The sequence below is a fragment of the Streptosporangium sp. NPDC050284 genome, from assembly GCF_044459525.1.
GTDB lineage: Bacteria > Actinomycetota > Actinomycetes > Streptosporangiales > Streptosporangiaceae > Streptosporangium.
The window spans coordinates 171373-192373 of the sequence record NZ_JBITIZ010000001.1; the positions used below are offsets into that span (position 1 = coordinate 171373).

The following is a 21001-nucleotide window of genomic DNA, read 5'->3' on the forward strand; positions in this document are numbered from 1 at the left end:
GTCTAGCGCGTCGCGCCGATGAGGAACCTGGCGATGCCGGGGGAGAGGGCCGCGCCCCTGGCGGAGATCCACGCCAGGTGGTTGCGGCTGCTGAAGGCGGCGAGCCTGCGGGCCTCCAGTCGCGTGAGGTCGCCGGACCTGGCGAGCACGGGCGTGAGGGCGATCCGATGCCAGGCGGCGCTCTCGCCCAGGGAACGGGCTATCTGCGGATGCGCGGCACGAACGGCCGAGGCGATCGGGCGCAGGCGGCTCCCGGTGCCCGGGGCGGTGCCGACGGGTGCCAGGAGGTTGACGGCGGCGATCTCGGCGCCCGCCGACCGGGTGGCCCGGAGCATCTCCTGGTCGCCCGGGGACAGGCCCGCCCTCGTGACCGGCAGGGTGAAGCTCACGGTGAGGAAACGGTCCTCGCGGGCGGCCTCGCGCTGCAGGGCCGCGATCGCCCTGGCCCGCCGCAGCACGACGGCGTCATCCCCGAGGTCGTGAACCTCGAAGTCGATGTAGTCGGCGCCGAAGACACCGATAGCCCGGCGGTAGGCGGCGGTGAGCCTGGCCAGATCGGAGCAGGCAGCGGCGAGCTCGCGCCCCTCGGGGCCGCCGAAGGCGATTCCCGCGTTCCCGCCCGCGGCGCGCAGCGGGGCGAGCCGATCGGGGAGCGGGTCGCCGACCCGCGCCCCGAGCCCTCCCCACCTGGGCACGCAGCCCTTCTGCCCGGCGGTGAGGTGGCCCAGCGTGAACCAGCGCACATGGCCCCTCCTCATCTCCCTCGACAGGTTGAAACGCGGCCCGCGGGCCGCGTCCACGAACGTCACGAAGCCCGACGGGCGGACGACGGCAGGTGTGGGCGACGGCGTGGCCGTCGGTCCCGGGACCGGCCCCGAGGACGTCGCACTCGGCCCGGCCTGCCCGACGACGGCCCACTCGCCGTGCGCCCTGGAGGGCAGCAGCCAGATCGCGGTCCCGGTGCCCGTGGCGAGCGCGATCGAGGCGAGCACCACGAGGGGCCGGGGCGGAGTGCCGGGCTCGCGGGTCCTGCGGGTGCCGGGGCGTTCGGTCGCCACAGACATGTGATCCCCTCCTCGACGACCAAGGGGGGGTGATCGCTGTGAGTGGTCGACCCGCTACCCGTTGCGTCAGAGGCCAGAACGTTAGCAAGCGTTCCCGCCGTGGCGCGGGCTTTCAGCGGATGCCGTCCGGAGTGCCCGGATAATGGCTCTCATGAAGTTGAGGATCTTCACTGAACCGCAGCAGGGTGCCACCTACGACGAGTTGCTGGCGGTAGCGCTGGCCGCGGAGCGGCTGGGGTTCGACGCCTTCTTCCGCTCCGACCACTACATGCGACTCGGCCCCGGCGACGCGGGGGCCGGCTCCACCGACGCCTGGACGACCCTGGCGGGCCTGGCCAGGGACACCTCCACGATCCGTCTCGGCACCCTGGTCACGCCGGTCACCTTCCGGCTGCCGGGCCCGCTCGCGATCAGTGTGGCCCAGGTCGACCAGATGAGCCGCGGGCGGGTCGAGCTGGGCCTGGGCACCGGCTGGTACGACGCCGAGCACATCGCGTACGGCATCCCGTTCCCGCCGGTCGGCGAGCGGTTCGGGCGGTTCGAGGAGCAGCTGGAGATACTTGTCGGGCTCTGGACCACGCCGGTGGGCGAGACCTTCTCCTTCGAGGGCGCCCACTACAGGCTGGCCGACTCGCCCGCGCTGCCCAAGCCCGCGCAGAGCCCGAAGCCGCCGATCATCATCGGCGGCACCGGCGCCAGGCGCACCCCGCGTCTGGTCGCCCGGTTCGCCGACGAGTACAACGTGCCGTTCCGCACTCCCGAGGACACCTCGGAGGCCTTCGACCGGGTCAGGAAGGCGTGTGAGGTGGAGGGCAGGGAGCCGGTGATCCTGTCCGTGGCGCAGACCGTCTGCGTCGGCTCCGACGACGCGGAGATCGAGCGGCGGGCCGCGGCGACCGGGCAGGACCTCGCCGCGCTGCGGGCGGCGGGTCTGGCGGGCACCCCCGCCGAGGTTGCCGAGAAGATCGGCCGGTTCGCCGAGCTGGGCGCCGAGCGGATCTACCTGCAGGTGCTGGACCTGGACGATCTCGACCACCTTGAGCTCATCGCGGACGAGATCCTGTTCCGCGTGTAGGCCGCGGGCCTTCGCGTCATCCACATCCACGTCACCGCTCGTGGACGGGGTCCGCTCCTTTCTGGCGCCCGAGGTCACCGCGTCACCGGCGGAACGACCGGGGCGGGGCGCGGCTCACGGGAGGCGGGGTGCGCGCCGTTCACGGGCGGGTCGGCCGCGGACCGGCCCGCCCGTTAACCGATGGCCGTCCAGGAGGGCGTGCGGCACACTGGGCCGGGTGTTACTGACGATCTCCACCACCGTGCGGCCCGCCACGGACCTCGGCTTCCTGTTGCACAAGCATCCCGACCGGGTCCAGGAGTTCGGGCAGTCGTACGGCGTGGCACGTGTCCTCTACCCCGAGGCGGGCGAGGAGCGTTGCACGGCGGCGCTGATGCTCGACGTCGACCCGATCCGCCTGGTGCGCTCGCGCGACCGCGCCACGCCCGACTACACGCTGGGCCAGTACGTCAACGACCGGCCCTACGCCGCATCCTCACTGCTCGCCGTGGCGCTGGCCGACGTGTTCCGTACGGCGCGTACCGGGCGCTGTGCGAGCCGTCCCGAGCTGGCCGCCGGGCCGATCCCACTGGAGATCACCTTGCCCGTGCTGCCGTGCAGGGGCGGTCCCGGGCTCGCGCACCGGTTGTTCGAGCCGCTGGGCTGGCGGGTCGAGGCGACCGCACTCCCGCTCGACGAGGAGTTTCCCGAGTGGGGCGACTCGCGCTACGTGCGGCTGGTGCTGCGCGGGGAGGTGCGCCTGGCCGACGCGCTCAACCAGCTCTACGTGCTGCTCCCTGTGCTCGACGACGCCAAGCACTACTGGGTGGCCCCCGACGAGGTGGACAAGCTGATCAGGGCGGGCGGGTCGTGGCTCGCCTCCCACCCCGACCGGGGTCTGATCACCCGCCGCTACCTCGGCCGTCGCTGGGCCCTCACCCGTACGGCCTTCGCCCGCCTCGCCGAGATCGGCGACGACGTGGAGGAGGACCTCGAACCCCCGGTCGAGGAGGATCCCGCGGCCGAGGTCGCCACAGGGGATCACGCGAGGAAAGACGGGGAGGACACCGCCGCGGAGAGGGCCGCCGAGGAGGGCTCCGTCGGGGGGAGTTCCATCGGGGAGGACCTCGCCGAAAAGGAGTACGCCGGGCGGAGCGGTCCCGCGAGTGGGGCCTCCCAAGAAGGTTCCTCGCCCGCCGGTGCCGTCAGGCGCCCGTTGAACACCCTGCGTCTGGAGGCCGTGCTCGCCACCCTGGAAGGGCTGGACGCGAGCACCGTCATCGATCTCGGCTGCGGTTCCGGCCGGCTGGTCGGAGCGCTGCTCGAACGGCCCCGCTTCACCAGGGTGACCGGGGTGGACGTGTCCTCCCGGGCGCTGGCGTTCGCGGCCAGGCGGCTGAAACTCGACCGGATGCCGGAGCGACGGCGAGAGCGGCTGGAGCTGTTCCAGGGGGCGCTCACCTACACCGACGCCCGGTTCGCCGGATACGACGCCGCGGTGCTGATGGAGGTCGTCGAGCACGTCGATCCACCGCGCCTGGACGCGCTGGAGCGGGTGGTCTTCGGAGCGGCGCGGCCGGGACACGTGATCGTCACGACCCCCAACGTCGAGCACAACGTCCGCTACGAGTCCCTGGACGGCATGCGCCACCCCGACCACCGCTTCGAGTGGACTCGCGCCGAGTTCCGCGCGTGGGCGGCGAAGGTGTGCGGCGAGTACGGCTACCGCGTCGAGTTCCTGCCGATCGGCGACGACGACCCCGAGGTGGGCCCACCCACCCAGATGGCCCTGTTCGGCCTCGCGGGCGCGTCGGGCGGTTCCGGAGGCACCGAAGGTTCAGCGGGCACGGGCGGGGTCGTGAGCGCGGCGGGCCACACGAGCGTGAGAGGCCCCGTGAGCGTGAACACGGACGGGCACGCGGGCGCGGGAGACGCGGGAGGTGGAGATGACTGAGATCGCCGTACCGGAGATGTCGCTGGTCGTGCTCGTGGGGGTGTCCGGCAGCGGCAAGTCGACCTTCGCCGCCAGGCACTTCGCGCCGACCCAGGTGATCTCCTCCGACTTCTGCCGGGGCCTGGTCTCCGACGACGAGAACGACCAGGCCGCCACCCCCGACGCCTTCGACGTGCTCCACTACATCGTCGGCACCCGGCTGCGGCGCGGGCTGCTGACGGTCGTGGACGCCACGAACGTCCAGTGGGAGGCGCGCAAGCAGCTGGTCGAGCTCGCGAAGTCGCACAACGTGCTGGTCGACGCGATCGTCCTGGACGTGCCGGAGGAGCTGGCGATCGCGCGCAACGAGACCAGGCCCGACAGGGACTTCGGGGCGCGCGTGGTCGTCAGGCAGCGCAAGGAGCTGCGCCGTTCCATGAGCAGGATCTCGCGTGACGGCTTCCGCCGGGTCCACGTGCTGCGCGGGGCCGAGGAGATCGAGGCCGCCACGGTCGTCACCGAGAAGGCGTGGACCGACAGGCGAGAGCTGACCGGCCCGTTCGACATCATCGGCGACGTGCACGGCTGCCGTGCCGAATTGGAGGCGCTGCTGCGCGACCTCGGCTGGAAGATCGACCCCGGCGGCGCGGGGGCCGTACACCCCGAGGGCAGGACGGCGGTGTTCGTCGGCGACCTGGTGGACCGGGGGCCGGACTCGCCGGGCGTACTGCGGCTGGTCATGGGCATGGTCGCGGCCGGGACCGCGCTGTGCGTGTCGGGCAACCACGAGCAGAAGCTGGCCCGCGCGCTCAACGGCCGCAAGGTCAGGGTGGCCCACGGCCTTCAGGAGTCGCTGGACCAACTGGCCGCCGAGCCGGAGGAGTTCAGGCGCGAGGCGCTCGCCTTCATGGACGGGCTGATCAGCCACTACCAGCTCGACGGGGGCAGGCTCGTCGTCGCCCACGCCGGGCTCAAGGAGGCGTACCACGGCCGTGCCTCGGGCAGGGTCCGCTCCTTCGCGCTGTACGGCGACACCACCGGTGAGACCGACGAGTACGGCCTGCCGGTTCGCTACCCCTGGGCACGCGAGTACCGAGGGTCGGCCATGGTCGTCTACGGTCACACGCCGGTTCCCGAGCCCGAGTGGATCAACAACACGCTCTGCCTGGACACCGGGGTGGTCTTCGGCGGGCGACTGACCGCGCTGCGCTACCCGGAGCGGGAGATCGTCTCGGTACCCGCCGAGCGCGTCTGGTACAAGCCGGTCAGGCCGCTCACCGCCCCCGGCCACCGCGACCCCGGCCTGCTCTCCGTCGAGGACGTGCGGGGCACCCGCCACATCGAGGTGCGCCACGGCGGTGGCCGCGTCAAGATCCGGGAGGAGAACTCGGCCGCGGCCCTGGAGATCATGAGCCGGTTCGCGGTCGACCCGCGCTGGCTGGTCTACCTGCCGCCGACAATGGCGCCCCCGGAGACCTCCCGCCTCGACGGCTACCTGGAGCACCCGGCCGAGGCGTTCGCCGAGTTCGCCGCGGCAGGGGTGACCCGGGTGGTGTGCGAGGAGAAGCACATGGGCTCGCGGGCGGTGGCCGTGCTGGCCGCCGACCCCGAGGTGGCGGCGGCGCGGTTCGGGATCACCGACGGCACCGCCGGAACGGTCTACACCCGTACGGGAAGGTCGTTCTTCCCCGACACCACCGAACTGGTCGACAGGCTCAGGCGGGTGTGCGCGCCGCTGATGGAGGAGCTGGGATCGAACTGGCTCGTCCTCGACTGCGAGCTGCTGCCCTGGTCGGCCAAGGCCGAAGGGCTGATCCGCGGCCAGTACGCGTCGGTGGGCGCCGCGGCCCGCGCGGTGCTGCCCGAGGCGGTCACCGTGCTGGAAGCGGCGGCCGGGCGCGGCTTGGATGTGGGCGATCTGTTGGACCGCACCCGACGCCGTTCCACCAACGCTGCCCGTTTCAGGCAGGCATATGCGCGTTACTGCTGGCCTGTCTCCGGGGTGGAGGACCTTCGCCTGGCACCGTTCCAGATCCTCGCCTGCGAGGGCCGGGCGACCGCGATCCAGGAGCCGCACTCCTGGCACCTGGACCTGCTGTCCCGGCTCGACGATCCGCTGATCGCGCCCACCCGGCACGTGTTCGCGGATCCGACCTCGCCGGAGTCGACGGAGACGGCCACGGCGTGGTGGTCGGCGCTGACCGCCGAGGGCGGCGAGGGGATGGTCGTCAAGCCGGTGGACCCGCCGGACGGGCGCAGCCGGGTACAGCCCGGGATCAAGGTGCGCGGGCGGGAGTACCTGCGGATCATCTACGGTCCCGACTACACCGAGAGTCTGGACGTCCTGCGCCGCCGCTTCCTGGGCCGCAAGCGCTCGCTCGCCCTGCGCGAGCACGCGCTGGGTCTTGAGGCGCTCTCCCGACTGGCCGAGGGGGAGCCGCTGTGGAGGGTGCACGAGGCGGTCTTCGCCGTCCTGGCGCTGGAGTCCGAACCGGTCGATCCCCGTCTTTGACTCTCTCCCCGGGGTGAGGGCCGGAGTTCTCCCGTCGCGGTTGCGCGGGGCGGGGTTGACGCTTCACGGACCGGGTACTCCCCCGCCCCTACCCCCCCGCGTTCCGATAGCCCTCGCCTCCGGAGGACGCGGAAAGGACGAACCACTCGGCTTTTCTGCTGGGGCGGGGGAGGAGATGGGTTAGGTTCACATCGTGCCGTCCAGGAAACAGCGGAGTGCCCCGCCCGCGGGACGCGTGCCCTCCGGAGTGCGGGCCGCCGCGCGGCCGAGCCGTGCCGAGCTTGAGGCGGCGGGGGAGGCGACGATCGAGGACGTCCTCGGGCCCGCTCTGGAGGTGCTGTTCTGCGGGATCAATCCCGGCCTGTACTCCGCCGCCACCGGCCACCACTTCGCCCGGCCCGGCAACCGTTTCTGGCCCGCGCTGTACCGCTCGGGCTTCACCCCCAGGCTGCTGTCCCCCGCCGAGCAGGACCTGCTTCCCTCCTACGGGCTGGGCATCACCAACGTGGTGCGGCGGCCCTCCGCGCGGGCGGCGGAGCTGTCCGCCGAGGAGTTTCGCGCGGGCGGGGAACGGCTGGGGAGGCTGGTCGCCGAGGTCCGGCCGAAGGTGCTGGCGGTGGCGGGGGTGACCGCCTACCGGCAGGCGTTCGGCGTTCCCAAGGCGGTGATCGGGCCGCAGGAGTCCCGGATCGGCGGCGCGGCGGTGTGGGTGCTGCCCAACCCGAGTGGTCTGAACGCGCACTGGACGCTGGACGGGATCGCGCAGGAGATGCGGCGGCTGCGGGAGTCCCTCACCTGACGGGTCGGAGCCTCTCGTACCGGCCGGCACGAGAGGCTCCGGGGAACGGCGGGCCGACCGCTCGCCCAGAGCCGATCGGGGCAGGGGCGGAAGCGACCCGGGAGGAGATCAGAACGAGGCAGGGGGGCCGACCCGGTCGTGGCGCCTTCTGGAGCGCCCCCGTCCGCGGTGGAGCATTCCCAGCACGGCGATCACCAGCCAGGCGAGGAAGACGAACTTGAGCACCCCGAATCCGCCGATCAGCACCCCGGCAACCAGCACCAGGAACATGAGGGGAAAGAGCGGAGGCCCGCCACGGTGGCCCATGTGGCGGCCCATGCGGTGGTGGCTCCAGCCGGGGTGGCGGTGGCCCCCGGGCCGGGGAGGGCCCCAGGAGTGGGCATGCCCGCGGCGCCCACCCGGCCTTCCGTCCGGCCCCCACGGCCCTCCGCCCGGCCCCCAGGGCGATCCGGGGCCCCAGGGGGCTCCCGCGCCCCAGGGACCCCGGGAGCTCTCGGGCTCCTCCTGCCGCCAGGCGTGCGGGCCGGGAAGGTCCGCGCTCACCCGGGCCAGCTCGCCGCCCGTCCGCGCGGACAGGGTCAGTTCGAGGCGTTCGTCGAGCTCCTCACGGGTCAGGCGGCCCTGCGCGTAGTGCTCGCGCAGGGACTCCATCGCCACGTCACGCTCGGCGTCTCCGATGCGGAGGTCGTCTCGGGGGATCATGGTCAGGTCACTCCTCGCCGGTGTCGCCGTCGGCCAAGATCTGGTAGAGCTTGCGGCGCGTCTCGATCAGGGTCTGCTTCGCCTGCCGGATCTGCGCGTCGCTGCCGGTCTGCAGGATCTGGAGCATGGCGAACCCCGACTGGCGGGTGATGTCCATCAGCTCCCAGGTGCTGTCGTCGACCTCGGGCGTCATCTCCTCCCACGGGGCGCGCACCTCCTCGGAGTGCTCGGCCACGTAGGCGCGTCCGGCGTCGGTGAGGCTGAAGGTCTTGCGGCCCTCGTTCTCCTCGGCCAGGACGAGGCCCTCGTCGGTGAGCTGCTGCAGGGCCGGGTAGACCGCTCCGGGGCTCGGCTTCCAGCCGCCTTCGCTGCGCCGTTCGATCTCCTGGATGATCTGGTAGCCGTTGCGGGGGGACTCGGTGAGCAGGGCGAGGATCGCGGCGCGGACGTCGCCGCGCTTCGCCTTGCGTCCGCGTCCGAACGGCGGCCCGCCGCCGAAGGGGCCCCCGCCGAACGGGCCTCTGCCCCCCCTGCCGCCCCGGCCGAGGTCCCAGGGGAATCCGGGGCCGAAGGGGAAGGGGCCGCCGCGGTGGCCGCGGTGCCGGTGCTCGCGTGGCCCGCCCTCGTGGTGTCCGTGGTGTGGCGTGCGAGGGCCGTGCTCCGGGCCGCCCTCGTGCCATCCGGCGGCCATCTGCCGCCATGCCTCCCTGGCCGCGCGCTTCATCTCGCGCCTGACCTCGTGGGATCCGAATCCGGCCCAGGGGCCGCCCATCGCGTTCGACGGTGTCATGTCGTACCTCCGTACCGCGATCGTCTTTTGATCGCTCTCGATGCTTCAAAGATATATCGAGAACATTCTGACGACAACCCCGTGTCATGAAATAGGGGCATTGATCCATGATCGCGTAGAGTAATTTTTGATTACTCTAAGTAGAAGTGAGGCAGATCACGTAATTCTTGCCGGATTCTGGAACAAGTCCTGAGACCTGCACGTTACAAAGGACGTAGACGGGATCCGTTCCGTACCGGAAGGGCTGGGGGGTGCTTTCGGTACGGAACGGTCCCGTCTGTCGTTTTCGCATGTCCGCGCTTCATCGCGACCCTCCCGGGTGCGCGTCCCGATCTCCGGTGAAGACTCCCCGGAGGACTCCCCGCGCGAGACCCGCCTCATGAGGGCGACCACTCCACCGCGAGCTCCCCGTTCGCCGTTCCAGGCACTGTTCGCCCGTTCCATCCGTTGCTCATTCGTAGGAAGATGCGGATGGCGGTCATCTTTCGTGAAGGGGCGGAGAGATCGAAACGGGCCATCGTCGCCTTCGGGCGACCCTGGAGTCGGCGGAAAACGATCAGTGTTCGCGTGCCGGGGCCGTTCCGCCCCTGCGACACGCCGATGGTGTGCAATGGCACGGTCCTCCATCTGGAGGAGGCTTTGACGTACAGTCTCCCAAGGTGATCTTGATGGGGGTGTTTGACCGATGATGGGGCATACGCATGCGCTGACGGGTGCGATCGCCTGGCTGGGTGTGGCGCCCGCGCTGGCCGCGCTGCCCTTGCTGACCGAGACGTCCAGGTTCATCGAGACCGGCGTCATGGTGAACGCGCTCAACCCGGCCGAGTTCGTCGCCGGGGCCATCATCTGCGCCGGTGCCGCGATGCTGCCGGACCTCGACCATCCGAGTGCGACGATCGCGCAGACGTTCGGGCCGGTCACCTGGGGGCTGAGCAAGGCGGTCTCCTGGCTCGCCGGTGGCCATCGCAACGCCACCCACTCGCTGGTCTTCGCGGTCGCCGCGGGTTTCGGCGCCCACTACCTGGCCAACACCTATCCGATCGGCCGTGACATCCTGGTGGTGCTGCTCATCGGCCTCGCACTGCGGGCGATCGGCATCGGCATCCCGGGCAAGAAGTTCGCCTCGGCGATGCTCAACATCGGTATGACGGCCGGGCTGTTCGTGGTGTTCCGCAGTGACAACGTGGGATACGCCTGGCTGGGGCTGGCGGTCGCGATCGGATGCCTCACCCACGTCGTGGGTGACTGCTGCACGGAGAAGGGGTGTCCGGTGCTCTGGCCGATGCGGCAGAAGTGGCTGCTGCCGTGGAAGATCGGCATCAAGACGGGGCGTGCCTTCGAGCAGAAGTTTCTCGCTCCGGTACTTTCCGTCGTCGTTCTCGGGCTGCTGTACCTCCGGCTCGCTCCACAGTGATCATACTGGGGGGTAATTTGATGTCGAGATACCCGGAGGGATATCTTGATATCGAGACATTTGTCGCGGCCTGTCGGTGACCTGGAAGTTAGGCAGACCTAACAGTTCGGGGCGCTCAGGCGGTGCGGCAGGATTCAATCGCGCCCTATGTGCCGGCGCGGCAGACATCAGGTGATGAGGGAGGCGAACCGTGTCCGCGAACAGCTTTGGCAGCCGTGACACGCTCCGCGTCGGTGACGCGGAATACGAGATCTACCGGCTGGACGCCGTGGAGGGCTCGGGGCGTCTCCCGTACAGCCTGAAGATCCTTCTGGAGAACCTTCTCCGCACGGAGGACGGCGCGAACATCACCGCCGACCACATCCGCGCGATCGGCCAGTGGGACCCGAAGGCGAACCCGAACGTGGAGATCCAGTTCACGCCGGCCCGCGTGATCATGCAGGACTTCACCGGCGTCCCGTGCGTCGTCGACCTGGCCACCATGCGCGAGGCCGTCCGCGACCTGGGCGGCGACCCGGCCAGGATCAACCCGCTCGCCCCGGCCGAGATGGTCATCGACCACTCGGTCATCGTCGACTTCTTCGGCGGGGCCGACTCCTTCCAGCGCAACGTCGAACGGGAGTACGAGCGCAACCGCGAGCGCTACCAGTTCCTGCGCTGGGGCCAGACCGCCTTCGACGAGTTCAAGGTCGTCCCGCCGGGCACCGGCATCGTGCACCAGGTCAACATCGAGCACCTCGCCCGGGTCGTGATGACGCGAAGCGTCGAGATCGACGGCAGGACCGTGCTGGCCGCATACCCCGACACCTGCGTCGGCACCGACTCCCACACCACCATGGAGAACGGCATCGGCGTCCTGGGCTGGGGCGTCGGCGGCATCGAGGCCGAGGCCGCGATGCTCGGCCAGCCGATCTCCATGCTCATCCCGCGCGTGGTCGGTTTCAAGCTGACCGGCAAGCTTCCCGCCGGAGCCACCGCCACCGACCTGGTCCTCACGATCACCGAGATGCTCCGCAAGCACGGTGTCGTCGGCAAGTTCGTGGAGTTCTACGGCGACGGAGTCTCCAGCGTGCCGCTGGCCAACAGGGCCACGATCGGCAACATGAGCCCCGAGTTCGGCTCGACCTGCGCGATCTTCCCGATCGACGGCCAGACGACCGACTACCTCACGCTGACCGGCCGCTCCGCCGAGCAGGTCGCCCTCGTCGAGGCCTACGCCAAGGCCCAGGGCATGTGGCTCGACCCCGAGGCCACCGAGCCGGTCTTCTCCGAGTACATCGAGCTTGACCTGTCCACGGTCGTCCCGTCGATCGCCGGCCCCAAGCGCCCCCAGGACCGCATCGCGCTGTCGGACGCCAAGAGCGCCTGGCGCGCGGCCGTCAAGGACTACGTGTCGAGCGTCCAGGGCCCGCTCGACGAGGCGTCCGGCGAGTCGTTCCCCGCCTCCGACCCCCCGGCCGTCTCCCACCAGAGCAACGGCGACAAGCCGAACCCGGCCGAGCTCAACGGAGACCGGCCGCACAAGGTGGTGCGGGTCACCCTCGCCGACGGCACCGACTTCGAGATCGACCACGGCGTGGTGACGATCGCCGCCATCACCAGCTGCACCAATACCTCCAACCCATACGTCATGATGGGGGCCGCACTGCTCGCCAGGAACGCGGTCGAGAAGGGCCTGACCCGCAAGCCGTGGGTCAAGACCTCCCTTGCCCCCGGCTCGCAGGTCGTCACCGGCTACTTCGAGCGCTCCGGCCTGCAGCCGTACCTCGACAAGATCGGTTTCAACCTCGTCGGCTACGGCTGCACCACCTGCATCGGCAACTCGGGCCCGCTGCAGGAGGAGATCTCCGCCGCGATCCAGGACAACGACCTCGCGGTCACCGCCGTGCTGTCGGGCAACCGCAACTTCGAGGGCCGGATCAACCCCGACGTCAAGATGAACTACCTGGCCTCGCCGCCGCTGGTCGTCGCCTACGCCCTCGCGGGCACCATGGACCTCGACCTGAACAACGAGCCGCTGGGTGTGGGCTCGGACGGCGAGCCGGTGTTCCTCGCCGACATCTGGCCGGCGCCCGAGGAGATCGCGGCGGTCGTCGCCTCCTCGATCGACCAGGAGATGTTCCTGCACGACTACGCCGACGTGTTCAAGGGCGACGAGACCTGGCGCTCGCTGCCGATCCCGACCGGCAACACCTTCGAGTGGGACCCGGACTCGACCTACGTCCGCAAGGCCCCCTACTTCGAGGGCATGCCGCCCAAGCCGGAGCCGGTGACCGACATCTCCGCCGCCCGGGTGCTCGCGAAGCTGGGCGACTCGGTCACCACCGACCACATCTCCCCGGCGGGCGCGATCAAGGTCGGCACCCCCGCCGCCGACTACCTGAAGGAACACGGCGTCGGGGTCAAGGACTTCAACTCCTACGGCTCGCGCCGCGGCAACCACGAGGTCATGATCCGCGGCACCTTCGCGAACATCCGGCTGAAGAACCTGCTGCTCGACGGCGTGGAGGGCGGCTACACCCGCGACTTCACCGCCCCGGGCGGTCCGCAGTCCTTCATCTACGACGCCTCGGCCAACTACCAGGCCGCAGGCATCCCGCTCGTCGTCCTCGCGGGCAAGGAGTACGGCTCGGGCTCCTCGCGCGACTGGGCGGCGAAGGGCACCGCCCTGCTCGGCGTCCGCGCCGTCATCGCGGAGTCCTACGAGCGCATCCACCGCTCCAACCTGATCGGCATGGGCGTGCTGCCGCTGCAGTTCCCCGAAGGGGAGACGGCGAGTTCGCTGGGCCTGACCGGCGAGGAGACCTTCGACGTCATCGGCGTCGAGGCACTCAACGAGGGTGGCGTTCCGCAGACCGTGACGGTGAGGGCCGACGACAAGGAGTTCCAGGCGATCGTGCGCATCGACACTCCCGGAGAGGCCGACTACTACCGGCACGGGGGCATCATGCAGTACGTCCTGCGCTCCCTGCTCGCCAAGAGCTGAGCAGGGGGGCGGGGCCGCACGCCGGCCTCGCCCGCTCGGGGGCACACCCCGGACGAGAACCGTCCGGCGGGACACCATCCCGCCGGGCGGTTCCGTGCTTTTTTTGAGGGGTTCCACTGCTGAGCGGGGCCGGTCATGCCGTTTCCGTGCTGAGCGACCGCGCCACGGGCCGGCGGGCCGCCAGGCGTGCGGGCAGGGCGGTGAGTACCGCCGTCGCCAGGAGAGCCGCCTCGGACGATCTCCGGCAGACCTCGGCTCCTTTGCTCACCCGAGCCGACCGAACCGACGGGCGAGCCGCGAACGCGATCCGCGGCAAGCACAGACGATCAAGTGCCTTCGCGGCCGTTACGCGTGAACCGTGGGGGTGTTCTCCGTCGCGGGCCACGGCGCGACCCGGCGCGGTTTGACGGCAACGATCGTGGTCAGGTGATCTCTGGCTTGGCGGGTCGCACACGGTCCCGAGACGGTTAAGGGTGCGTTTCTGGATTGTTACCGGCCACAACAAACTTTACCTCTGGAAGGTCTGGCGCTCCAGGCCAACGGCGGAATACGTTGCCGCAAACAACATTCAACGGAATGGTGAGCCGAGACCCGGCACAGCCGTACCCGCGAATTCGGCATGCCGCCCGTCCGTACCCCCCGTCTTTCGAAGAGAAGAAAGGACCCGTGCACCATGCGCAAGGGGATCCTCAGCCTTACCGCCGCCGCCGCGGCGATGACCCTCGGCCTCACCGCTTGCGGGAGCGACAGCCCCGACACCAGCGCCGCCCCTGCGGAGAGCACGGCGCCCGCCGCCGAGGGAAAGGTCGGCGTCATCCTTCCTGACAGCAAGTCCTCCGCCCGCTGGGAGACCGCGGACCGCAAGTACCTGGAGGAGGCCTTCAAGGCCGCGGGTGTCGCCTACGACATCCAGAACGCCCAGGGCGACAAGAACCAGTTCCAGACCATCGCCGACCAGATGATCACCAACGGGGCCACGGTCCTGATGATCGTCAACCTTGACAGCGGCACCGGCAAGGCCGTGCTCGACAAGGCCAAGGCGCAGGGCGTGGCCACGATCGACTACGACCGCCTCACCCTCAACGGCGGCGCCCAGTACTACGTCAGCTTCGACAACACCAAGGTCGGCACCCTGCAGGGTGAGGGCCTGGTGAAGTGCCTGACCGACAAGAAGGCCGAGAAGCCGATCGTCGCCGAGCTCAACGGCTCGCCGACCGACAACAACGCCACGCTGTTCAAGAACGGCTACGACGGCGTGCTCAAGCCCAAGTACGACTCGGGTGACTACGTCAAGGGTCCCGACCAGTCGGTCCCCGACTGGGACAACGCCCAGGCGGGCACGATCTTCGAGCAGATGCTCACCGAGCAGCCGAAGATCGCCGGCGTCCTCGCCGCCAACGACGGTCTCGGCAACGCCGCCATCTCGGTACTCAAGAAGAACAACCTGAACGGCAAGGTCCCGGTCACCGGCCAGGACGCCACCGTGCAGGGCCTGCAGAACATCCTCGCCGGTGACCAGTGCATGACGGTCTACAAGGCGATCAAGAAGGAGGCCGACGCGGCGGCCGAGCTCGCCATCGGCCTGGCCAAGGGTGAGAAGCCCGCGGCGACCGGCTCGGTCAAGGACACCGAGAGCGGCGCCGACGTGCCCGCCGTCCTCCTCGACCCGCAGCCGATCTTCTTCGACAGCGTCAAGGACGTCGTCGCCGACGGCTTCGTGACCAAGGACGAGCTGTGCACCGGCGACTTCGCCGCCAAGTGCACCGAGGCCGGAATCCAGTAGGGCATGGAGGGTGCGGCCGGTCGTCCTCCGGCCGGCCGCACCTTCGCGCTCGACCGCGGCACCCCCCCACCCTGTGACACCGAAAAGACGCGGCATGCGAAGCGTCTCCCGGCGACGGCGACAGGGCGGGGCGCCGCTCGCAGGCGCCCGACCCGCGCGAACTTCGCCGCGCGAAATGAACACAGGGAGCACAACCCCATGACCCCCGCACTGGAACTCCGCGGGATCGACAAGAGTTTCGGTCCCGTACAGGTCCTGCACGACGTCTCCCTCTCCGCGTACGCCGGAGAGGTGACCGCGCTGGTCGGCGACAACGGCGCAGGAAAGTCCACTCTCGTCAAGTGCGTCGGCGGCATCCACCCGATCGACTCCGGTGAGTACTTCTTCGACGGCAAGCCGATCCAGATCGGCAGCCCGCGTGACGCGGCCGAACTGGGCATCGAGATCGTCTACCAGGACCTCGCGCTCTGCGACAACCTCGACATCGTCCAGAACATGTTCCTCGGCCGCGAGCACAAGCGCGGCATCGTCCTCGACGAGGACACGATGGAGGAGATGGCGGCCAAGACCCTGGAGAGCCTGTCGGTCAGGACCGTCAAGTCCATCCGCCAGCTCGTCGCCAGCCTGTCCGGCGGCCAGCGTCAGACGGTGGCGATCGCCAAGGCCGTGCTGTGGAACAGCAAGGTCGTCATCCTCGACGAGCCGACCGCCGCCCTCGGTGTCGCCCAGACGGCGCAGGTGCTGGAACTGGTCCGGCGCCTGGCCGACCAGGGCCTGGCCGTCGTACTCATCTCCCACAACATGAACGACGTCTTCGCCGTGTCCGACCGGATCGCCACCCTCTACCTCGGCCGGATGGCGGCCCAGGTCAAGACCTCGGACGTGACTCACGCGCAGGTCGTCGAACTGATCACCTCTGGCCGCAGCGGGGACCTCGGCCTCACCAACGGAGTCACCGTATGACCGCCACGATCTCGCAGAAGACCGTACACGAGGCACCCTCGATCAGAAGCAACGTCCGCGGCTACGCCGAAAGGGTGCGCGGGGGCGACATGGGCGCGCTGCCCGCGGTGTTCGGCCTCGTGGTGCTCTGCACGGTCTTCGCCATCCTGCGCCCCGCCTTCCTGACCGCGGGAAACTTCGCCAACCTGTTCACCCAGGGTGCCGCGGTCACCGTGATCGCCATGGGCCTGGTGTTCGTGCTGCTCCTCGGTGAGATCGACCTGTCGGCGGGCTTCGCCAGCGGGGTCTGCGCCGCGGTGCTCGCGATCATGCTCAGTAGCCAGGGGCTGCCCTGGTACGTGGCGGTGGGCGCGGCGATCCTCACCGGTGTGGTGATCGGCACCACGATCGGCTCCATCGTCGCGAAACTCGGCATCCCGTCGTTCGTGGTGACGCTCGCGGCCTTCCTCGCCTTCCAGGGACTGGTCCTGCTGCTTGTCAAGGGCGGCACCATCATCGCCATCCGCGACGAGACCATCCTCTCGATCGCGAACAAGAACCTGCCGCCCACGCTGGGCTGGATCCTGCTGGCCGTGGGCGTCGCCGCCTACGCCGGACTCCAACTGGTGCGCTCCCAGAAGCGTGCCGCCCGAGGGTTGACCTCCGACCCGATCTCGCTGATCGCGGTGAGGGTCGGCGCCCTCGCGCTGCTCGGCGGTCTCGCCGTCTACTTCCTCAACATCGAGCGCAGTCGCAACGTCGCCGTCGTCTCCCTGGCGGGCATGCCGCTCGTGGTCCCCATCATCGTGGTCCTGCTGCTGGTCCTGACGTTCGTGCTCCGCCGCACGGCGTACGGCCGGCATCTGTACGCGGTCGGCGGTAACGCCGAGGCCGCGCGCCGGGCGGGTATCAACGTCGACCGGATGAAGATCAGCGCCTTCATGATCTGTTCCTCCATGGCCGCGGTCGGCGGCGTCATCGCCGCCTCGCGGGCCAGTTCCGTCGACCCCAACACCGGCGGCAGCAACGTGCTGCTCTACGCTGTCGGCGCCGCCGTCATCGGCGGCACCAGCCTGTTCGGCGGCAAGGGCCGGGTGCTGGACGCCATCCTCGGCGGTGCCGTGGTCGCGGTCATCGAGAACGGTATGGGCCTGATGGGCTACAGCTCCGGTGTGAAGTTCATGGTGACCGGTTCGGTCCTGTTGCTCGCCGCCGTGGTGGACGCCCTGTCCCGCAAGCGGGCGGCCGCCACCGGCCTAAGGTGACCAGCGACTCCGATTAACCGAAGGAACACCACGCCATGCGGGCAGGTCCCTCCCAAGAGGAGATCAGGCGTCACAACCTTGGGGCCCTGCTCCGGCACGTCCATCTGAGCGGGCCCACCTCGCGTGCGGAACTCACCAACCGGATGGGTCTCAACCGCAGCACCATCATGGCCCTCACCGCCGATCTGACCGCCGCCGGGCTGGTCAGGGAGGAGCTCCCCAGGGAGACGGGCAGGGCGGGACGTCCGTCCCTGGTGGTCCGCCCCGAGTCGGCGCGGGTCTACGTGTTCGCCTTCGACGTGGGCGTCGACCGGCTGGTCGCCGCCCGCGTCGGTCTGGGCGGCACCATCCTCGACCGCCGCGAGACGGTACGGCGACGCGGGGACTTCTCCCTTGAGGAGATCGTCGCTCCGCTCGCCGCCTTCGCCCGGCAGATGCACCGCAGGACACGGCCGGACACGGTGTGCGTCGGGGTGGCGGCGGCGTTCTCCGGGGGAGTGGGCCGCGGCGACGGGGTCGTCAGGTTCGGCCCCAACATGGTCACCGTGGACGACGTGCCGTTCGCCGACGAGATGGCCCGCCGGCTCGCCCTCGGCCTGCCGGTCACCGTCGGCAACGACGCCAACCTCGCCGCCCTCGCCGAACAGACCCGAGGCGTCGGTGTCGGCTGCCGCGACCTCGTCTACCTTCACGGTGACGTCGGAATCGGCGGGGGAGTGATCGTCAACGGTCAGCTGCTCGGCGGTCACCTGGGTTTCGGCGGCGAGGTCGGACACATGATCGTCAACCCCGACAAGGGCCGTCTCTGCGGGTGCGGCTCGCACGGGTGCCTGGAGGCGGAGGTCGGAGAGCGTGCCTTTCTGGAGGCCGCCGGCCGCTTCGGCTCCCAGGTCGGCAGGGACGCCGTCCGCGCCGCGGTCGACGCCGCCGACCGCGGAGACGTCGTCGCGCAGGCGGCGCTGAGCCGCGTCGGCGACTGGCTCGGCCTGGGCGTCTCCAACCTCGTCAACCTGTTCAACCCCGACATGGTCGTCTTCGGGGGCACGCTCAGGGAGATCTACCTCGGCTCCGCCGCACAGGTCCGCAGCCGCCTCGCCCTCGACGCCCTGCCTCCGTGCCGTGAGCAGCTGCGCCTGCGCACCTCGGCCCTCGGCGATGACGCCACTCTCGTCGGCGCCGCCGAACTGGCCTTCTCCCAGGTCCTCGCCGACCCCCTCGAAGTCCTCGCCCGCACCGGCTCCTGACCCCGCGCGGTTTCCCCTCTTCGATCGAACGTCACCACCTACGAGTGGGACACCTCGGCAACCGGACCCGCGCCGGAACCGGGATCTTCGCCTACGACGGCCTCGGACAAGAAGACCGCCAATACCGTCAAGAAGGCCGCCAAGAAGGCGAAGCCCAAGTGCAAGAGGCTCGCGCATCTCCCGCTCGCGGGTCGGCATGGGGAGAGCCTGCGCGGCCCGGGGATCCCGCGTTTCGCACCCGGAGGAAAGAAGCGCCCCCGTGGAGGTACTCCTTCTGTCGATCATGACGAAATGACGGTGAAACCCCTGGATTCCGCCATTCCGCCATGATCGACGCGAGATCGGCCGACGGATCCTTTGCGCGGAGGACTAGCTGGTCAGGCGGTGGAGCAGGGGGTGCCGTTGAGGGTGAAGGCGGTGGGTCTGTCGTTGGCGGTGCCGGTCAGGCTCGACAGGAAGCCGAACTCGGCGCTGCCGCCGCCCGCGGCGAGGGTGCCGTTCCAGGAGGTGTTGGTGACGGTGACGGCCGCGCCGTTCTGGGCGTGGGTGCCGTTCCAGGACTGGGTGATCCGCTGGCCTCCTGCGAAGGTCCAGCCGACCTTCCAGCCACTGACCGGGGTGGTGCCCAGGTTGGTGATCTTCACACCGCCCTGGAAGCCGCCCTGCCACTGGTTGACGACGGTGTAGGTGACATTGCAGGAGGCCGAGGGGGTCGGGGTGATCGTGGGGGTCGCGGTTGGGGTCGGGGTGGGCGTGGGGTCGGGGTCGGTGCCGCCCGGCGGGATGACGACGGTGGTGATGGAGTTGGCCGGGAAGGTGCCGGTGAAGCCGTCCGCGCCCACGGGCTGGTCGGCGGCCCGCTCGATGGCCGTCAGGTTGGCGGCGCCGTAACGGTAGACCTGGGCGTTCGACGAGCCGGTGCGGCCGGCGATCGCGACGTCGCTGGTCAGCTCCTCGCCGGTCTTGTTGACCACGACGAGGGTGAGCGCCTCGTCGGAAGCGCGCTCGGCGGCGTAGACGGCCAGCCTGTCCTGGTCGGCGCTGGCCGCCCTGACCGAGGTCTCTCCGAACGCGCCGCCCTCGCCGTCGTAGTTGCGGTACATCCGGAAGGCGTGCGCCACCGGTTCGGTGGGCTCGGGCGCCGTCCACAGCGTGGCCAGATCGAGACGCTCGCGGCCGAAGATGCCCAGGATGTCGGCCTGGGCCAGTGCGCCGTTGATGTGGCCGTAGGCGCCCCAGCTGTACTCGGTTATGGCGACCTTGGTGCCCGGGTAGTGCTGGTCGGTCAGCTCGCGCATCCGGGGGATCATCCGCACCGGCTGGTTGATCCAGCTCTCGTCGACGTAGGCCGGGTCCCACAGCTGCCGGGTGGAGCGCAGCCGGCGCTCCTGGGTGGCGGCGTCACCGGCGTCCTGGTTGTGCACGCCGGCCTGCTGCGGGTAGATGTGGATGTCGAAGTAGTCGAGGATGCGCGTGCCGTGCTCCTGCTCGTAGGCCCTCATCTGCTGCAGGTACCACGGGCCCAGCTGGACGCCGCCATGTGCCGCCCGGTCGGGTGGGTTGTTCCAGCAGCCCGTCCTGCTGCAGGTGTCCTGGTCGAGGCCGGAGTAGAAGATCGAGTTCAGGCCCCAGCCGACGGGGCCGAGGGTCTTGGCGCCCGGATCGGCCTCCTTGATCGCGGCGGCGTACTCGTAGGTGCGGTCGCGCAGCTCGTCGTAGCCCAGTCCCGTGGGGCGCACGTCCCGGTGGGTGGAGTGCCACAGGTCGGGCTCGTTGTCGAGGTTGTAGTACTTCACCCCGCCGGTGGTGGCGGAGCCGTACCTGCCCTTGAGGTGGGCGATCCAGTCCTTGACGTACTGCGGGCCGACCTCGACGCTGGTGTCCTTCGGGTCGTTTCCGGTGATCAGCGTGCCGTCGGGCTTCTTGCCGTCGCCGCAGTCGGTGGCCCACGGGTCGACGGACTGCTGTTCGCCGTACTTGGCGACGCTGAACCCGCACGCCTTGGCCCGTTCCTTGGCCACCCAGCCTGATAGTGGCACGGTGAGGATGGTCTGGGTGCCGGTCGCCTTGTTCCGTTCGACGAACCTGTCCGTATCCGAGCCGTCCGGCAGGTCGCCGGGGCTGGGGTTGTCGTTGGGGATGTTCTCGAAGTACCAGTCCGAGGCCCGGTTGGTGGTGTCGTTGCGGAAGTTGTAGCGGGTTGTGGCGTTGCCGCCCCAGCGGTGGACCGGCAGCCGCAGGTCGCGGGCGAGCGACTCGTCGGCAAAGTTCATGCCGTAGATATCGGGGCTGATCGCGTGCTGGTCGGTCAGGTCGACGCTCAAGGCCGGGCCCGTGACGGCGGCGCCGGCGAGGCCGGTGAGGTGGCCCAGGCCGAGGCCCGCGACCAGCACCCCGGCCGTGGCCGACAGCAGCGCTTTTCTGTGGCGCACGTTGGTTCCCTCCGGTGAGTGTGGGAGCTCATGCGCGCCCCCACACACCATGGGAGCGCTCCGCGCAGCTTTGGGTCCGGG

14 protein-coding genes are annotated in these 21001 nt (G+C 70.0%); 10 read left to right on the top strand and 4 right to left on the bottom strand.

Features of this window, described 5'->3' with window-relative positions:
* Positions 1-2: 2 nt before the first annotated feature.
* Positions 3-1064: a hypothetical protein gene (locus ACIBH4_RS00725; protein ID WP_362767703.1), complete on the bottom strand. Its 1062-nt coding sequence runs from the start codon at positions 1062-1064 to the stop codon at positions 3-5.
* Positions 1065-1215: 151 nt separating this feature from the next.
* Here ACIBH4_RS00725 and ACIBH4_RS00730 point away from each other — a divergent pair, with 151 nt between their 5' ends.
* From ACIBH4_RS00730 to mug, 4 genes are all read left to right on the top strand, one after another.
* A complete protein-coding gene (locus tag ACIBH4_RS00730; RefSeq protein ID WP_362508823.1) occupies positions 1216-2139 on the top strand; it encodes an LLM class F420-dependent oxidoreductase in 924 nt (307 codons plus the stop codon).
* A 217-nt stretch (positions 2140-2356) separates the two neighbouring features.
* The gene (locus ACIBH4_RS00735) at positions 2357-4072 is read left to right on the top strand and encodes a 3' terminal RNA ribose 2'-O-methyltransferase Hen1 (protein ID WP_362767705.1); all 1716 of its coding nucleotides are present in this window, start codon (positions 2357-2359) and stop codon (positions 4070-4072) included.
* Complete coding sequence (locus ACIBH4_RS00740; protein ID WP_362767708.1) at positions 4065-6563, top strand: polynucleotide kinase-phosphatase; 2499 nt, start codon at positions 4065-4067, stop codon at positions 6561-6563. Before ACIBH4_RS00735 ends, ACIBH4_RS00740 begins: the two co-directional genes overlap by 8 nt.
* Before the next feature lie 247 nt (positions 6564-6810).
* Positions 6811-7362 carry a G/U mismatch-specific DNA glycosylase gene (gene mug, locus ACIBH4_RS00745; RefSeq protein ID WP_362509234.1) on the top strand — a complete coding sequence of 184 codons (552 nt, stop codon included), beginning with the start codon at positions 6811-6813 and terminating at the stop codon, positions 7360-7362.
* Positions 7363-7470: 108 nt separating this feature from the next.
* Here mug and ACIBH4_RS00750 read toward each other — a convergent pair whose 3' ends face one another.
* Both ACIBH4_RS00750 and ACIBH4_RS00755 read right to left on the bottom strand, forming a co-directional pair.
* Positions 7471-8064 (bottom strand): DUF1707 domain-containing protein, encoded by a 594-nt coding sequence (locus tag ACIBH4_RS00750; protein ID WP_362767711.1) that lies wholly within the window; start codon positions 8062-8064, stop codon positions 7471-7473.
* 7 nt (positions 8065-8071) lie between these two features.
* Positions 8072-8854: a PadR family transcriptional regulator gene (locus tag ACIBH4_RS00755; RefSeq protein WP_362767714.1), complete on the bottom strand. Its 783-nt coding sequence runs from the start codon at positions 8852-8854 to the stop codon at positions 8072-8074.
* 688 nt (positions 8855-9542) lie between these two features.
* Between ACIBH4_RS00755 and ACIBH4_RS00760 the strand changes: the two genes are divergently transcribed.
* The 6 genes from ACIBH4_RS00760 to ACIBH4_RS00785 all read left to right on the top strand — a co-directional run bounded on the left by ACIBH4_RS00760 (position 9543) and on the right by ACIBH4_RS00785 (position 18488).
* Positions 9543-10268: a metal-dependent hydrolase gene (locus tag ACIBH4_RS00760; protein ID WP_362767716.1), complete on the top strand. Its 726-nt coding sequence runs from the start codon at positions 9543-9545 to the stop codon at positions 10266-10268.
* 190 nt (positions 10269-10458) lie between these two features.
* Complete coding sequence (gene acnA / locus ACIBH4_RS00765; protein ID WP_362508804.1) at positions 10459-13254, top strand: aconitate hydratase AcnA; 2796 nt, start codon at positions 10459-10461, stop codon at positions 13252-13254.
* Positions 13255-13927: 673 nt separating this feature from the next.
* Complete coding sequence (locus tag ACIBH4_RS00770; protein WP_362508801.1) at positions 13928-15037, top strand: substrate-binding domain-containing protein; 1110 nt, start codon at positions 13928-13930, stop codon at positions 15035-15037.
* 198 nt (positions 15038-15235) lie between these two features.
* Positions 15236-16000: an ATP-binding cassette domain-containing protein gene (locus tag ACIBH4_RS00775; protein ID WP_350946676.1), complete on the top strand. Its 765-nt coding sequence runs from the start codon at positions 15236-15238 to the stop codon at positions 15998-16000.
* Complete coding sequence (locus tag ACIBH4_RS00780) at positions 15997-17244, top strand: ABC transporter permease (protein ID WP_362508798.1); 1248 nt, start codon at positions 15997-15999, stop codon at positions 17242-17244. Before ACIBH4_RS00775 ends, ACIBH4_RS00780 begins: the two co-directional genes overlap by 4 nt.
* Before the next feature lie 35 nt (positions 17245-17279).
* Positions 17280-18488, top strand: a complete 1209-nt coding sequence (locus ACIBH4_RS00785) for an ROK family transcriptional regulator (protein ID WP_362767719.1) — start codon at positions 17280-17282, stop codon at positions 18486-18488.
* A gap of 377 nt (positions 18489-18865) precedes the next feature.
* Here ACIBH4_RS00785 and ACIBH4_RS00790 read toward each other — a convergent pair whose 3' ends face one another.
* Complete coding sequence (locus tag ACIBH4_RS00790; protein WP_362767721.1) at positions 18866-20920, bottom strand: glycoside hydrolase family 44 protein; 2055 nt, start codon at positions 20918-20920, stop codon at positions 18866-18868.
* Positions 20921-21001 lie beyond the last annotated feature (81 nt).